Source organism: Rhizobium sp. NFR12, assembly GCF_900108545.1.
In the GTDB taxonomy this organism is placed as follows: domain Bacteria; phylum Pseudomonadota; class Alphaproteobacteria; order Rhizobiales; family Rhizobiaceae; genus Neorhizobium; species Neorhizobium soli.
Map to the genome: position 1 here is coordinate 1381288 of NZ_FNWM01000001.1, position 14935 is coordinate 1396222.

At 60.6% G+C, this 14935-nt stretch carries 12 protein-coding genes; 4 read left to right on the forward strand and 8 right to left on the reverse strand.

Annotated elements, in window-relative coordinates; genetic code table 11:
• Positions 1-44: 44 nt before the first annotated feature.
• From BLW69_RS06665 to cysG, 5 genes are all read right to left on the reverse strand, one after another.
• On the reverse strand, positions 45-860 hold the full coding sequence (locus BLW69_RS06665; RefSeq protein ID WP_092660723.1) for a ferredoxin--NADP reductase: 816 nt from the start codon (positions 858-860) through the stop codon (positions 45-47).
• A gap of 128 nt (positions 861-988) precedes the next feature.
• Complete coding sequence (locus BLW69_RS06670) at positions 989-1498, reverse strand: DUF934 domain-containing protein (protein ID WP_092660725.1); 510 nt, start codon at positions 1496-1498, stop codon at positions 989-991.
• Positions 1498-3171 (reverse strand): nitrite/sulfite reductase, encoded by a 1674-nt coding sequence (locus BLW69_RS06675; RefSeq protein ID WP_092660727.1) that lies wholly within the window; start codon positions 3169-3171, stop codon positions 1498-1500. The genes BLW69_RS06670 and BLW69_RS06675 overlap by 1 nt, the downstream gene beginning before the upstream one ends.
• A 21-nt stretch (positions 3172-3192) precedes the next feature.
• Positions 3193-3507, reverse strand: a complete 315-nt coding sequence (locus BLW69_RS06680) for a DUF2849 domain-containing protein (protein ID WP_092660729.1) — start codon at positions 3505-3507, stop codon at positions 3193-3195.
• Positions 3507-4949 (reverse strand): siroheme synthase CysG, encoded by a 1443-nt coding sequence (gene cysG, locus BLW69_RS06685; protein ID WP_092660730.1) that lies wholly within the window; start codon positions 4947-4949, stop codon positions 3507-3509. The genes BLW69_RS06680 and cysG overlap by 1 nt, the downstream gene beginning before the upstream one ends.
• A gap of 225 nt (positions 4950-5174) precedes the next feature.
• Between cysG and BLW69_RS06690 the strand changes: the two genes are divergently transcribed.
• Positions 5175-5756: a nucleoside deaminase gene (locus BLW69_RS06690; protein ID WP_092660732.1), complete on the forward strand. Its 582-nt coding sequence runs from the start codon at positions 5175-5177 to the stop codon at positions 5754-5756.
• A 17-nt stretch (positions 5757-5773) separates the two neighbouring features.
• Positions 5774-6604: a nucleoside triphosphate pyrophosphohydrolase gene (gene mazG / locus BLW69_RS06695; RefSeq protein ID WP_092661116.1), complete on the forward strand. Its 831-nt coding sequence runs from the start codon at positions 5774-5776 to the stop codon at positions 6602-6604.
• A gap of 60 nt (positions 6605-6664) precedes the next feature.
• Here the strand turns inward: mazG and BLW69_RS06700 are convergent, their stop codons facing one another.
• Positions 6665-7051, reverse strand: coding sequence for a hypothetical protein (locus BLW69_RS06700; RefSeq protein ID WP_092660734.1), 387 nt, complete (start codon positions 7049-7051; stop codon positions 6665-6667).
• 639 nt (positions 7052-7690) lie between these two features.
• Positions 7691-7888 carry a hypothetical protein gene (locus BLW69_RS06705; RefSeq protein ID WP_092660736.1) on the reverse strand — a complete coding sequence of 66 codons (198 nt, stop codon included), beginning with the start codon at positions 7886-7888 and terminating at the stop codon, positions 7691-7693.
• A gap of 252 nt (positions 7889-8140) precedes the next feature.
• On the opposite strand from BLW69_RS06705, the gene BLW69_RS06710 reads away from it, so the two are divergent.
• Complete coding sequence (locus BLW69_RS06710) at positions 8141-9472, forward strand: AAA family ATPase (protein WP_139283809.1); 1332 nt, start codon at positions 8141-8143, stop codon at positions 9470-9472.
• A 573-nt stretch (positions 9473-10045) separates the two neighbouring features.
• Here the strand turns inward: BLW69_RS06710 and uvrB are convergent.
• Positions 10046-13024 (reverse strand): excinuclease ABC subunit UvrB, encoded by a 2979-nt coding sequence (gene uvrB, locus BLW69_RS06720; protein ID WP_092660742.1) that lies wholly within the window; start codon positions 13022-13024, stop codon positions 10046-10048.
• A gap of 431 nt (positions 13025-13455) precedes the next feature.
• Here uvrB and BLW69_RS06725 point away from each other — a divergent pair, with 431 nt between their 5' ends.
• Positions 13456-14934 (forward strand): DUF1800 domain-containing protein, encoded by a 1479-nt coding sequence (locus tag BLW69_RS06725; RefSeq protein ID WP_092660744.1) that lies wholly within the window; start codon positions 13456-13458, stop codon positions 14932-14934.
• The last annotated feature ends 1 nt before the right edge of the window (position 14935 follow it).

Consider the following 14935-nt stretch of genomic DNA (forward strand, 5'->3'; position numbering starts at 1 on the left):
AATCAAATCATTAGGCCTGTCTTTTAAACCGATATCTCAGAAGATCATCCAACAAATGCACGTTCGATGACGAACTCGCTCGGTTTGTTGTTGGCACCTTCGGTCAGGCCGGCATTTTCCAGCCGTTCCTTGGTGTCTTTCAGCATCGCAGCCGAGCCGCAGATCATGCCGCGGTCGACAGCGGGGTCGAGCGGCGGCACGCCGAGATCGGTGAACAGCTTGCCATTGTCGATCAGGTCCGTGATGCGGCCCTGATACGGGAACGCCGCGTCGCGGGTGACGGTCGGATAATGCTTCAGCTTGGTGCCGACGACTTCGGAAAGGAACTCGTGATTGCGGATCTCCTCCATCAGGTCGAACCCATATTTCAGCTCCGCCACTTCGCGGCAGGTATGGGTCAGGATGACCTCATCGAACTTCTCGTAGGTTTCCGGATCGCGGATCAGGCTTGCGAACGGAGCAATGCCCGTGCCGGTCGAGAACATGTAGAGACGCTTGCCAGGCGTCAGCGCGTCGAGCACCAGCGTGCCTGTCGGCTTCTTTCGCATCAGAACCGTATCGCCCGGCTTGATCGCCTGCAGATGCGATGTCAGCGGGCCATCCGGAACCTTGATCGAGAAGATTTCAATCTCTTCGTCCCAGGAGGGGCTGGCAATCGAATAGGCGCGGTAGATCGGCTTATCGCCGACCATCAGGCCGATCATGGCAAATTCGCCTGACCGGAAGCGGAAGCCTGCCGGACGTGTCATGCGGAAGCGGAACAGATGATCCGTGAAATGCTCCACCGAAAGCACGGTTTCGGCGTAGACTCCATCCGGGATCTTCACGGCAAACTCTTCGGTCTTGGCAGGTGCGTTCATAGTCTCGTCCGTTACTCGGTCAGATTGGTTTCGCAGCAGCGAAATACACTATCGAGCCGCGCTTATGAAGCAATCGGCCGCGCTTTCTGGCCGATCGCTTAGAAAATATGTCTTCTGAGGTCAGCTTTTCAAGCCGGCACCGAGCGGCGGCGCCAGCTATAGCCTTCGCCTGGCTCCGCAGGACGCGCCGTCGGCTGGTAGTGAACGTCAATGCCGGGCAGGCGGCCTTCCTCCAGACGCTGCAGCGCCGTTGCGTTGGTGACCGCGAAGCTGTCGATGCCACACCGCAGCATCAGCGGGACCTGGTCGATAAGGACATCGCCCACGGCGCGCAACTCGTTCTTGTAGGCCAGACGATCGCGCAGCAGCGAGGCGTGGCTGAAAGCGCGGCCATCGCTGAAGGCCGGAAACTCCACCGCCACAAGCTCGATGCGGTAGAGATAGGGCTCAAGCTTCCGGACGTCGTCGGCGGGCTTGATCAGAACTCCGAGACCGACATCGTTGCTGCCTTCCGCCTTCTCGATGAATTCGGCCAGCGGAAGCAGAGGCTTTTGCTCGCCCTCGGCCTTTACCTCTTCCGTCTCGATGACCCAGGGGTCGTTGGCGACGAAGCCGGTCTCTCTCCAGATCTTTGCCATCACGCAGCCTCCGCCTTCGCGTCACCGTAGAGCGCATCCTTGAAGGGCTGCGGTCCGACCCGGCGATAGGCGGCGAGGAAGGTTTCTTCCTGACCCTGGCGGAGGCCGAGATAGGTGTTGACGATGGTTTCGATCGCGTCCGTCACCTTCGACGGCTCGAAGCCACGGCCGATGATTTCGCCGATCGACGTGTTCTCGTCGGCAGAACCGCCAAGCGTGATCTGATAGAGCTCGGTGCCCTTCTTCTCGACGCCCAGAAGGCCGATATGGCCGACATGGTGGTGGCCGCAGGCGTTGATGCAGCCGGAGATCTTGATCTTCAGCTCGCCGATTTCCGCCTGCCGCTCCGGGGAGCCGAAGCGTGTAGAGATCTCCTGCGCGACCGGGATCGAACGGGCGTTCGCCAGAGCACAGTAATCCAAGCCGGGACAGACGATCATGTCCGTGATCAGGTTGGAGTTTGCCGTTGCCAGATTGTGGGCGGCGAGGGCGCGATAAAGCGGCTCGAGATCGGCCAGCGCCACGTGCGGCAGGATGACGTTCTGCTCGTGGCTGATGCGGATTTCGTCATGGCCGAATTCTTCGGCCAGATCGGCCATCGCATCCATCTGCACGTCGGACGCGTCGCCCGGAATGCCGCCGATGGGCTTCAGCGAGATGGTGACCATGCCGTAGTCCGGATGCTTGTGCGGCTGGACGTTCTGATCCACCCAGCGGGCAAAGTTTTCGTCCTGCCGCTTCCAGCTCGCGAGTTCCTTCCAGCCCTCGGCGCGGTTCGGCAGAGACGGCGGCGCGAAATAGGCGGTGATCGCCTCGATATCCCGTTCCGGCAGTTTCAGCTCGGTGCCCTGCAGATGCGAGAACTCTTCCTCTACCTGACGGGTCAGTTCCTCGACGCCGGTTTCGTGCACGAGGATCTTGATGCGGGCCTTGTACTTGTTGTCGCGGCGACCGTTGAGATTGTAAACGCGCATGATGGCGGTCGTGTAGGAGAGGAGATCCTCTTCCGGCAGGAAGTCGCGGATCTTCTTGGCGATCAGCGGCGTGCGGCCCTGTCCGCCGCCCACATAGACGGCAAAGCCGATCTCGCCCTTGTCGTTCTTTTTGAGGTGCAGGCCGATGTCATGCACCTGGATCGCGGCGCGGTCTCGCTCGGCGCCGGTCACGGCGATCTTGAACTTGCGGGGCAGGAACGAGAATTCCGGATGGACCGACGACCACTGGCGCAGGATTTCCGCGTAAGGGCGCGGATCGGCCACTTCATCGGCTGCAGCGCCTGCGAAATGATCGGCCGTGACGTTGCGGATACAGTTGCCGGACGTTTGCAGCGCATGCATTTCGACAGTCGCGAGTTCGGCCAGGATATCCGGCGTGTCGGACAGTTTCGGCCAGTTGTACTGGATGTTCTGCCTGGTGGTGAAATGGCCGTAGCCGCGGTCGTACTTGCGGGCGATATGCGCCAGCATCCGCATCTGCTTTGCATTCAGCGTGCCGTAGGGGATGGCGACGCGCAGCATATAGGCATGCAGCTGGAGATAGACGCCGTTCATGAGGCGCAGCGGCTTGAACGCATCCTCGGCAAGCGCGCCGGACAGGCGACGCTCCACCTGATCGCGGAACTGCTCCACGCGGCCTGATACAAATGCGTGGTCGAATTCGTCGTAACGATACATGATGTTCCTGAACTCTCGGTATCAGACTGCGATGAATGCCGGATCGGCGTGGCTGTAGCCGGCGGCGTAATCCATTGTGGGGCCCTGTGCACGGATGCGCTCGCGAAGACGCGTGGGCCACAGCCTGCCTTCGGTTTCCTCGACATCGATGACATTGACGTCGACAACCTTGTTTTCGGCAAAGTCACGCTTGCCGATCGCTTCCAGAGAGGAGACGGCTTCCGCATGGCGCGCCACGAGCGCGTCCTGTAGGTTTTCCGTCCAGCGGCCGGCGGCATCGAGCCATACGGCGATGCCATCGGATAGGCGGTTGGCAGTCAGAACCTTGTCGGCCATTATTCCACTCCAATGCTTGCCCGCTCTTCCGTCCTTGCAAAGGCGGAAAGCGGTTCGGACTTCTCAAAATTCGCACCAGCGACGGCTTCGCCGATGATCACCATGACCGGGCCGTCGAGATCGTCCCTTACCTCCAGCGCCGGCAGTTCCTTCAGCACCCCGTGGAACAGCTTTCGGTCGGTGCGGCTGGCATTCTCGATCACGGCGACGGTGGTGAGCGGCGAGACGCCGGCCTGCATCAACCGTTCTGCAACCGATGCTGCAACCGTGCGGCCCATATAGACGGCAATGGTGGCGCCGGAGATTGCAAGGCTTGCCCAATCCGGGAGCGCTTTGCCGGCAAGGTCATGGCCGGTGGTGAAGATCAGCGACGAGGCGACACCGCGGAGCGTCAGCGGCAGTTCGAAATCGGCCGCCGCGGCAAAGGCCGAGGTGATGCCGGGGACGATCTCATAGGCGATGCCGGCTTCACGCAAGGCTGCCATTTCTTCGCCGGCGCGGCCATAGACCAGCGGATCGCCGCTTTTCAGGCGCACGACGCGCTTGCCCTGGCGACCGAGATCGACCAGCAGGCGATTGATTTCGTCCTGGCTCTTGGAATGGCAGTTCTTGCGCTTGCCGACCGAAAGGCGTTCCGCATCGCGGCGGCCCATATCGACAATCACTTGCGGAACAAGCGCATCGTAGACGATCGCGTCCGCTTCCATCAGCACGCGCTGGGCCCGCAGTGTCAGGAGATCCTCGGCGCCAGGACCTGCTCCGACCAGCCAGATCTTGCCTTCGGCTTTGCCGGTGACGGAGAGAAGAGCGTCTGCGGCGCGGCGGGCGGCGGTATGATCATTGGCGTCGACGGCATCGGCAACATCACCGGAGAAGAACCGGCGCCAGAAGATGCGGCGCGAGACGCCGCGCGGGACGGCGCGTTCGACGGCATCGCGGTAGTCGGTCGCAAGCGAGGCAAGTCTTCCGAGTGACGGCGACAGCATCTGATCGATGCGGGCGCGGATCATCTGGGCGAGAACAGGACCTGCACCTTCGGTGCCGATGGCAATCGCGAGCGGGGCGCGGTTGACCAGCGCCGGCGTGAAGAAGTCGCAGTGATCGGGCTGGTCCACGGCGTTGGACGGAATGCCTTGCGCGCGGGCAGCAATGACAATGGTCTGGTCGAGCGCCTGGTCGCCCGTTGCGGCAAACACGAGCGTAGCGCCTACGACCTGACCGGCGGCAAAGGTTTCGCGGATCGGCTCGATCTTGTGCTCGGCGAGCCATGCGGCATAATCGGCTTGCGGATCATCCGCATAGGCGAGGATCGTCGCGTCTGTGTTGGCGATCAACCGCGCCTTGGCATAGGCCTCGTCGCCGATGCCGAACACGGCAACGTTTTTTCCGCGCACGCGAAAAAACGCCGGGAAGACCGACAGGCGTTGAAGGCTCTGAGACATGCGATTATCCTGCATCATGTGAACCCGAATATCCACAATACGGTGGCATAATTGAAGAAATGGATGTGCAAAAGGCCGGGGCGCCCGGTATTTCTGTTTCCCGTTCGCTCGCTTCTTGAGCAAAAGCCACCGCCAACCTTCCGTTCACTGTGTGCAGCCCTGCACGGCCATAACCCTACAACCGTACAAGTTCGCTCTGCGGCAGACCTGGGAGATGAGTGCACCATGACCATTGCTTCCCGACTTCTCGATGTCATCGAGCACGATATCCTGCCTCTGACCCAAACGGGCGTTGCCGCCGGCAACAAGGTGTTCGGAGCGGCGATCCTGCGCAAGTCGGATCTTTCGCTGGTGATTGCCGAGACCAATAACGAGCTGGAAAATCCGCTCTGGCATGGCGAGGTGCACACGCTGAAGCGCTTCTACGAGATTGATTCCGGACTTTCCGCCAAGGATCTGATTTTCCTCTCGACTCACGAACCGTGCACGATGTGCATGTCGGCGATTACCTGGGCGGGGTTCGACAATTTCTACTCGTTCTTCAGCCACGAGGACAGCCGCGATGCGTTTGCCATTCCGCATGACCTGAAGATCTTGAAGGAGGTGTTCGGGCTGGAGCCGGGCGGCTACCGTCGCGCCAACGCGTTCTGGAACTCCTACTTCATCAGCGATCTGGTCGAGGCCGAAGAGGACGATGGCATCCGGCAGGACCTGAAGGCCCGGGCGGAGCGGATCCGGCAGCGCTACCAGCTGCTGTCCCAGAGCTATCAGGCCGGCAAGGCCGACAACACGATACCGCTCAATTGAAGGCCAAGGATTTCGGCATGCATGCTTCGAAGGATATTTCCCGCCTGATCGAGATCATGGCGGCGCTGCGCACGCCGGTGACCGGTTGCCCGTGGGATCTCGAACAGAGTTTCGAGACGATCATTTCCTATACGATCGAGGAGGCCTACGAAGTGGCCGATGCGGTCGAGCGGCATGACATGGACGATCTGCGCGAGGAACTGGGCGACCTTCTTTTGCAGGTCGTATTCCATGCGCGGATGGCGGAGGAGGCCGGTGCGTTTGCCTTCGGCGACGTGGTCGAGGCCGTCACCACCAAAATGATCCGCCGGCATCCGCATGTGTTTGCGCGCTCCGACGCGGATACGCCGGGCGCCGTGAAGCTGCAGTGGGATGCGATCAAGGCCGAGGAGAAGCGCGAGCGGGCCGAGCGGCGGGCGCTGCGCGGGACGACCGACACTGCCAAATCCGGCTTTCTCGGCGGCGTGCACCGGGCCCAGCCGGCGCTGAGCGAAGCCGTGAAGCTGCAGCAGCAGGCGGCCCGCGTCGGGTTCGACTGGTCGGAACCGGGCCCGATCCTCGACAAGATCGAGGAGGAAGTGGCCGAACTGCGCGAGGCCCTGGCGGCCGGACAGCCCGAAAAAGTGTCCGACGAGCTCGGCGACCTCATCTTCGCCCTCGTCAACATCGGCCGCCATGTGGACGCCGATCCGGAGACGGCGCTGCGCGGGACGAATGCCAAATTCCGGAGACGTTTCAGCCATATCGAGACGGAACTTCATAAATCAGGCGAGACGCTGGAGGCCGCGACGCTGGAGCGGATGGAGGAGCTTTGGCAGGCGGCGAAGGCGATTGAGCGGGCGCTGTAAGCCGCTCGCCTCGCGCCGCCTGTCTCGGCCCGGCGGGGCTGTTTCTACCCGCGGTCCGCGTTACGGCAGGGTTGGCGGGGGCAGTTTTTCGCGGGCCCGGTAGGCCGCCATCCATCGCTTGGCATCTTCGTCCGGTAGGGCGTTTCGGGCGACCTCGACACAGGCATCCTGCAATTCACGCTCGCTGGCGGAGGGCGATGCGAACATCATGCCGTGCCGGCCGAGTTCGGCGCGGGCGGCAAGCGCGATGAGGTAGATCAGGGTAAAGCTTTCGGGGTACTCGGGGCCGAAATTGATCAGACAGGCAGGGGCGCCGGTGTCTATATTGACATGCAAGCATCGGTTGGCGCGACGGCATTCGCGCCGGAGGCAGGCCTGCGGAAAGGCCAGTATCTCTGCCGTGCAGCATGCCAGATGGGTCTCGATTTCCGTGATTTCGAGAGACATGGTGCTTCTCCTGTCCGGTTTCGGATGGTCCGCCTGCGCAGGGCAGACGTGTGCCTTGGCGATCGAGGGATGGAAAATTCGGACGGGGCGCCGGAAGCTGCCTCGATATAGAAAGTAGTGGGTGACACCTTTCGGCACCCCGTTCGGCGGTTTTTGCCCGCGACTCCGGTCTCTCTGCAATGACCCGGCCGGGCGGTTGTTCGCCGCCAGCTTCCCGGTGTTTCCGACGGATCAGGAATCCGGCGAAACCACCCGGCGGGCCACCTTGTGTGCCGCACAGGCACATCCGGCGCGCTCTTTCGGGCATCGGAAACCGGCGGTCGGTCCGTGACCCGCCTGTTTCCCCCGTGTCGCCGGAGGGAGACCATTTTCCGCGGACCCGGAGCATGGGGTTTTGCGTCCTTTCCCCATGACCCGCGCCGGTTCCGCCTCGCCGGGACGCCTCCCGGTGTATCCGCGACGGAACGCAGCATTATAGGCGCGGAAAAAATCCGTGAGGATGTAACATGCGTTAAGTCATTGAAATTTAGCGGGTCGGTGTGTCAAAAATCGCCGCAGCGCAAACAAGAGCGCTGTTATCGAGGCGCTTCTAAGGACCGGAAATGCGGGCGTTGCGCCCTCGGCGCGAAAAGCTGCCGCTCAGCGCGGCGCGGTGCCGGCCAGTCTTGACTGCACGAGATCGACGCTGCCGCGAACATGGATCGTCACCGGTTTGCCACCGGCACCCGTGACCGCCAGCGCAATCACCGAGACGTCTTCCTCATAGGTGGTGACGTAAAGGACCTGAGCCTGATTGACGTAAACGGGCTGATTGTGGGTGTTCTTGAAGCCAATCATCGTGGCTGTGCTCCATCTTCGTTGTGAAGAAGGTATCGCATGGAAGGGGTTGATGGAGGGTGAATGTGGGTGGTGCGTTGTGTTGAGGGCAGGATCGTGGGGCGTTCTTAGGTCAATAATAGCTTTTGGCCGCGAAGGCTGCTTGGCTGGCGTGCAACGAAATTTTGAGTCATATTTTGACGCGATCAAGCTGGCCATTTCAGTCTTGTTGATTCGAGACAACGCAAGCGACAGCGACCTTTAGGAGTCGAAGTGAAAATAGCTGAAGTATTTCGGTCAACTGGGCAGCCGACAATAACTTATGTTCCTCGCGAATCGGGTCATTATGAAAAGAAGCTAAATAACTACCTTGATGAAAGGGGGCAGCTTTGTTTGATAACCGGCCCATCTAAAACTGGAAAATCAACGCTTTACAAAAGAGTATTGGCTGAGAGAGGCCAAGAGCCTTTGGTGGTTCAATGCACGGCCGAAAGGAAGTGCTCCGAAATTTGGAAGGAGGCGTTAGCGGCTATAAACTTCGAAAATGTTAAATCCATAGCAACAACAAGGACGAGTAAGATCGCTGGTGTAGCAGAGGTCGCGACCAAATTTGGCTGGAAGTGGCTAGGTGAGGTGAGTGGACGGATCTCTGGAACCGTTGGTCAAGACTTTACCGAAGCAGTTGCCCGAGAGAGAATTCTCATGGAACCCTCTCCGGATTTGTTAATACCTGTACTAAATAAAACAAATTTTGTACTTGTCATCGAAGATTTTCATTATTTAAGTGATGGCGAAAAGGTACTTCTGTTTCAACAATGGAAGCGTTTTGTCGACAATGATATTACAATCCTCATTCTTGGCACTACGCATAGGGCAATAGATATTGCAGCAAGCAACAAGGACCTAATTGGTCGCATTGCTCAGATTGATATTGCGCAATGGGCAATCACAGATCTGAAGAAAATCTGTGACCAGGGTTTTGGGCACCTAGGTATCAAGGTCGACGACGACGCAAGAGATCGGATATGCGTCGAATCAGTGGGACTTCCGATAATCGTTCAGCAGGTGTGTCTTCAGGCTCTCCTTTCTAAAGGGGTTGAGGTTGTCGAAGATATTAAAGCTAAGCGTGTTTCAAAGTTAAGAATTTCTGATGTAACGTTAGCATTCACCGAGGTTGCAAATGGTAAGTATTCGCAATTTTCGGTTTATTATCGGACTCTCATACGTGGGCCAAAAGAGAAGAATAGAAAATATAAAACCTATGAACTGATATTGGCCTGTTTCAACATGGATCCTATCACATTCTCCATGACGAGATCTGAGGTCAACAAAAGGCTATCAAAAATGAGACTGACAGCCGAAGAACGTCCGCCGGCTGCATCACTTAATTCCACATTTGGTGCCTTGAAAAAGTTCCAGGACAAAAGAAATTTCCAGCTCCTAGAGTGGATGCCTAACGAAGATAGTCTTTATATAGTTGAGCCATCATTTTTATTTTACGTTAGGTGGCGAATTAACCGAGAGAAAGACATCGGTGTTCAACTGGATCTATTTGAAGTTCTGCTGGAAAGTATTCGGGAACTCCAACTGAATGGAAAGCTCTGATTTTCGACGTTACGGCGGATCGGCATTTGTATGTAGTTGTAACGTCAATGGTCTTGGCAAGCCACGCAACACCTATTCAATTTAAGATCCATTGGCATTCCGTCACTCTCCTGCCGTCACTTCTCCCCTTTTCAACCGGGGAAAATGGATAGGCTGCGTTTGGCGGAATTATAGTCCCGGCCGGCCCCTCTTTTGGCGGGTCACCCCCACCCGCCGCGTGGCGGCGACCTCCCCCCTCAAGGGGGAGGTGTTTTCCGGGATGCCCGGGTGCGAGTGACCGCTGCCTATTTGGCGCCGTCATGCCGGTGCCTACTGCCCCGGCCGTCCCGTCTTGCCCTTGGTCCGCCGCTTCTGCTGCTTGGCGTCGCCAGTATCCTCGTAACTCCCGGCGCAGACCTTCATTACCCGCCCCTTGAGGGGGAGGGTCGAACCGGAGGTCCGGGGTGGGGTGATGGTTTGGGGTTTTGGCGGGCCCCGCCGCGTTGCGGCGACCTCCCCCCTCAAGGGGGAGGTGGTTTCCTTGGTTCCTGAGGGCGAGTGACGGCTACCTATTCAGAGCCGTGATGTCGATGGCTACCGACCCGGCCGTCCCGTCTTGCCCTTGGTCCGACGCTTCTGCTGCTTGGCATCGGTCGCATCCTCGTAGCTGCCTGCGCCGACTTTGCCGCGCACGATGGGGCGCGGGTCGTCCTTGCCTTCGCCCCGTTCCGGCTGGCCTTCAAGCAGCGGCGAGAAGCGCTTCTTGGTGCTGATCGTTTCCGGTGGGCGTTCCGGCAGGGCGCCGGGGGCGGGTTTTTCGGTGCGGCCGACGGTCATCTCGTCGAGGGAGTTTCGGCGGAACAGCGGGGTGGCCGTGTCTGTGCCCGGGCCCATGTCGTCGAGCGAGGGTTTGGCGAAGTAGGAGGGTGATGCCTCGTCCCCGGCCTTGGCGGCTTTGCCTTTGCCACCGCCCAGCGAGGTGCGGGTGGCTTCGGCGCTGCGGCGCACGCCTTCCTGGGCTTTGGATTCCTCGCGGGCGATCGGGTCGTCCATGGTGGCGAGTTCTGAGGCCTTGAGGCGTTTGATCTCGTCGCGCAGGCGGGCGGCCTTTTCGAAATCGAGGTCGGCTGCGGCGTCGCGCATGGATTTCTCCATGGCGTTGAGATGGCTCTGCAGGTTGTTGCCGACGAGGTGGCCGCCGTCTGCGAAACCCTTGCCGGATGCGCCTGAGATATCGGCGCGGACGTGGTCGCGTTCATAGACGCTGTCGAGAATGTCGGAAATGCGAGCCTTGACCGATTCAGGCGTGATGCCGTGTTCGGTGTTGTAGGCGACCTGCTTTTCGCGGCGGCGGGCGGTTTCGTCCATGGCGCGCTGCATCGAGCCGGTGATCTTGTCGGCGTAGAGGATGACCTTGCCATCGACGTTACGGGCGGCGCGGCCGATGGTCTGGACGAGCGAGGTTTCCGAGCGCAGGAAACCTTCCTTGTCGGCATCGAGAATGGCGACGAAGCCGCATTCGGGAATGTCGAGACCTTCGCGCAAGAGGTTGATGCCGATCAGCACGTCGAAGGCGCCGAGGCGCAGGTCGCGGATGATCTCGATGCGTTCCAGCGTGTCGATGTCCGAGTGCATGTAGCGGACGCGCACGCCCTGTTCATGCAGGTATTCGGTGAGGTCTTCGGCCATGCGCTTTGTCAGCACGGTGACCAGGGTGCGGTAGCCTTTTTCGGCGGTCTCGCGGATCTCGCCGAGCACGTCGTCGACCTGGCTGCGGGCGGAGCGGACTTCGACCGGCGGATCGATCAGGCCGGTCGGGCGGATGACCTGTTCGGCAAACACGCCGCCGGCCTGTTCCATTTCCCAGTTGCCCGGCGTTGCCGACACGGCGACGGTGAGGGGGCGCATCGCATCCCATTCCTCGAAACGCAGCGGCCGGTTGTCCATGCACGACGGCAGGCGGAAACCGTATTCGGCGAGCGTCGCTTTCCGGCGGAAGTCGCCCCGGTACATGCCGCCGATCTGGCTGACGGAGACGTGGCTCTCATCGATGAACAGCAGCGCGTTGTCGGGGATATATTCGAACAGCGTCGGTGGCGGCTCGCCGGGGGTGCGGCCGGTGAGATAGCGCGAGTAGTTCTCGATGCCGGCGCAGGAGCCGGTCGCCTCGAGCATCTCGATATCGTAGCGGGTGCGCTGTTCCAGACGCTGCGCTTCCAGCAGGCGGCCGCCCTTTTCGAGCTCGTTGAGGCGGAGCTTCAGCTCTTCCTTGATCGACTTGATGGCACCGTTGAGGGTGGGGCGCGGCGTCACATAGTGGGAGTTGGCGTAGATCTTGACCGATTTCAGGTCGCCGGTCTTGTGGCCGGTGAGCGGGTCGAACTCGGTGATGCTATCGATCTCGTCGCCGAACATCGAGATGCGCCAGGCGGCATCTTCAAGGTGGGCCGGGAAGATCTCGATCGTATCGCCGCGCACGCGAAACGATCCGCGGATGAAATTGATGTCCTGGCGCTTGTATTGCTGGGCCACGAGATCGGCCAGAAGCTGGCGCTGGTCGAGCTTGTCGCCCACGGCCATCTGGAAGGTCATGGCGGTGTAGGTCTCGACGGACCCGATACCATAGATGCAGGAGACCGAGGCGACGATGATGCAATCATCGCGTTCCAGCAGCGAGCGGGTGGCGGAGTGGCGCATGCGGTCGATCTGTTCGTTGATCGAGGATTCCTTCTCGATGAACGTATCGGAGCGCGGCACATAGGCTTCCGGCTGGTAATAGTCGTAGTAGGAGACGAAATATTCCACCGCGTTGTCGGGGAAGAAGTTCTTGAATTCGGAATAGAGCTGCGCCGCCAGCGTCTTGTTGGGCGCAAGGATGACGGCCGGGCGCTGGGTGGCCTCGATCACCTTGGCCATCGTGAACGTCTTGCCGGAGCCGGTAACGCCGAGCAGAACCTGCGACCGTTCGTTGTTGTTGATGCCCTCGACGAGGTCCTTGATGGCAGTCGGCTGGTCGCCGGCGGGCTGATAGTCCGAGGCCATGCGGATGGTGACGCCGCCTTCGGATTTCTCGGGACGGTGGGGACGGTGCGGCGTCCACATCTTGCCGTCCTTGAACAGCGGGTTGCCGCTTTCGATCAGCGCCGACAGGGCCTCCACCGTGGCGGTGACGGCGCCGGTGGCGAGGTGTTCGGCTTCTTCCAGCGACACGTCCATGCCGGCGACCGGGTTGAGGCCGGCGGCGGCACGGGTTTTTGGATCCGACGAGCCGCCCATCGACGTGCCGCGGGACGATTTCGACGAGGTCGTGTGCTTGGCGGTTTTCGGCGTGTCTTTCGCGGCGGCCTTGATGGCCTCCTCGCGGGCGGCGATCTCGATCTTCTTGCGATGCTTGCCGGCCTTGGAGGCGATCTCGCGCTGGGTCTCGACGCCGGACATTTCCGCATCGGATTCCAGCTGCCTCACCCAGTCCGAGACATTCCCCTCCAGCGGCGCGCCTTCAAACGACGATTGCGGGGATTCCTCGAAACCGCTGGGCTTGGAGGAGGGGGATTTTTTCGTAGATCTGGCCATGCGGCGAATATGGAGGCGGCACGGCGGAAAGTGAAGAGGGGGAAGAGTGGGAAAATGAGTACAAAAGGGCAACGGGGTGGTTTGTGCTTTTGGCGCGGTCTCCAGCAAATCCCGAAGGCTACCATTGTCCACAGTTATACGATGCATAGCGTGGGCTGCGTCTCTCACATCCCCACGCCGTGAAGTAACCGGATGACAGAATGTTGTATCGACCGTGGCTGGACAGGCGAGCCGTCGTTGGCGATATCGCAGCTGATGGCATTCTTGCCGAGGCATGTCGAAATCGTTTAGAGGGGCCACTTCCGAGGTTCTTCGGTCCCAGACCGCGGTTGGCTGGCGGCAAATCGTCCGGGTCGCGAAATGGCCGTAATTGTCTTTCGTTTCGGACACATTCGTCTCCGACTCTGGGGGACTGAAACAGGAGTGGCCGGATGGCGATTTCGAGACCGACATTGGCAGCGATTCGCTACGGGTACGGATTGCGTCCCGGAGAAGAGCCGCCGCGCGATGCCGAGGCTCTGCTGGCCCAGCTCGATCAGGCCGCAAAGCGGAAGCCGCGTTTTCCGCGCGAGGGAGCGGGTGGCCGCCGCGAGACTGCGTCTCGCGTGATGTCGCTGCGGGCGGCCGAGGCGAAGGCGGCCAAGGACGGCAAGCCGAACGAAAGCATTCGCAAGGAAACCCAGAAGGAAGCGCTGCAGATCTATCGGCAGGATGCGATGGCGCGGCTGGCGCAGGCGATCCTGTCGCCCTTCGGGTTTCACGAACGGTTGGCATCGTTCTGGACGGACCATTTTTCCACCAGCGCGCTCAAGTCGCTGCCGATGCGGATGGTCGTGCCTTTGTACGAGGCAGAGGCGATCCGTCCCAATCTGGCCGGGTCGTTCGCGAACCTGCTGAAAGCCGCCATGCTGCATCCCGCGATGCTGATCTATCTCGACCAGAGTGATGGTGCCGGCATGGACGCCCCCGCGGGGCGGCCGGGCGGGCGTGCCGTGAACGAAAGCCTTGGCCGCGAACTGCTGGAACTGCACACGCTGGGCGCGGGGAGCGGATATACCCAGGAGGATGTCCGGGCCGCCGCGCTGATCCTGACGGGACTGTCGGTCGATCGCCGCGCTCTCGAAGTCGTCTATCGTCCACGCATTTCCGAAGGCGCCTCGATCAGCCTGCTCGGAGAGGTTTACGAGGACGACGAGGCGGGGAGCCAGAACCATTTGCGGATGCTCGAGGATCTGGCGCTGAACCCGATGACGGCGGAACATGTCTGCCGAAAACTGGTGATCCACTTCGTTGCCGACGAACCCCCGGCGGATGTGGTTGCCGCGATGACGGCAGCCTGGGCTGAAACCGAGGGCGATCTGAAGGCCGTCTATCGTGCCATGCTAAATCATCCCCGTGCCTGGAGCGATCCTGGAGAGAAGATCAAGCGTCCGTTCGAATTCGTCGTGTCCGGATTCCGAGCCGTCGACATTTCCGATAAAGACCTCTCCCGGTTGCTGGACGAGATGGACGACGATGAGCAGGAAGACGACGGACCGATGCGAAAGGCGCTGAAGATGGCCAGCAGCACGGCTGCCCGCGAGGATGCCAAGCAACGTGCCGCACGCGCCAACGACCTGACGCTTGCCGCGCTCCAGCGGATGGACCAGCCGATCTGGCAGCCACCGAGCCCGGCCGGCTATGCCGACCTGGCGAGTGTCTGGCTGTCGCCGGGCCAGCTGAGCGAGCGGATCGCCTGGGCGCGGCTGATGGCCGGCCGTTTCGGCCAGAGGCGCGATCCCGGCACATTTCTCGATGCGGCGCTCGGGGACGCGGCGGGCCAGAATACCAGGGACGTGATTGCTCAGGCACCCAACACCAACCACGCCATCGCGATGGTTCTGGCGTCGCCCGAGTTCAACAGGAGATAGC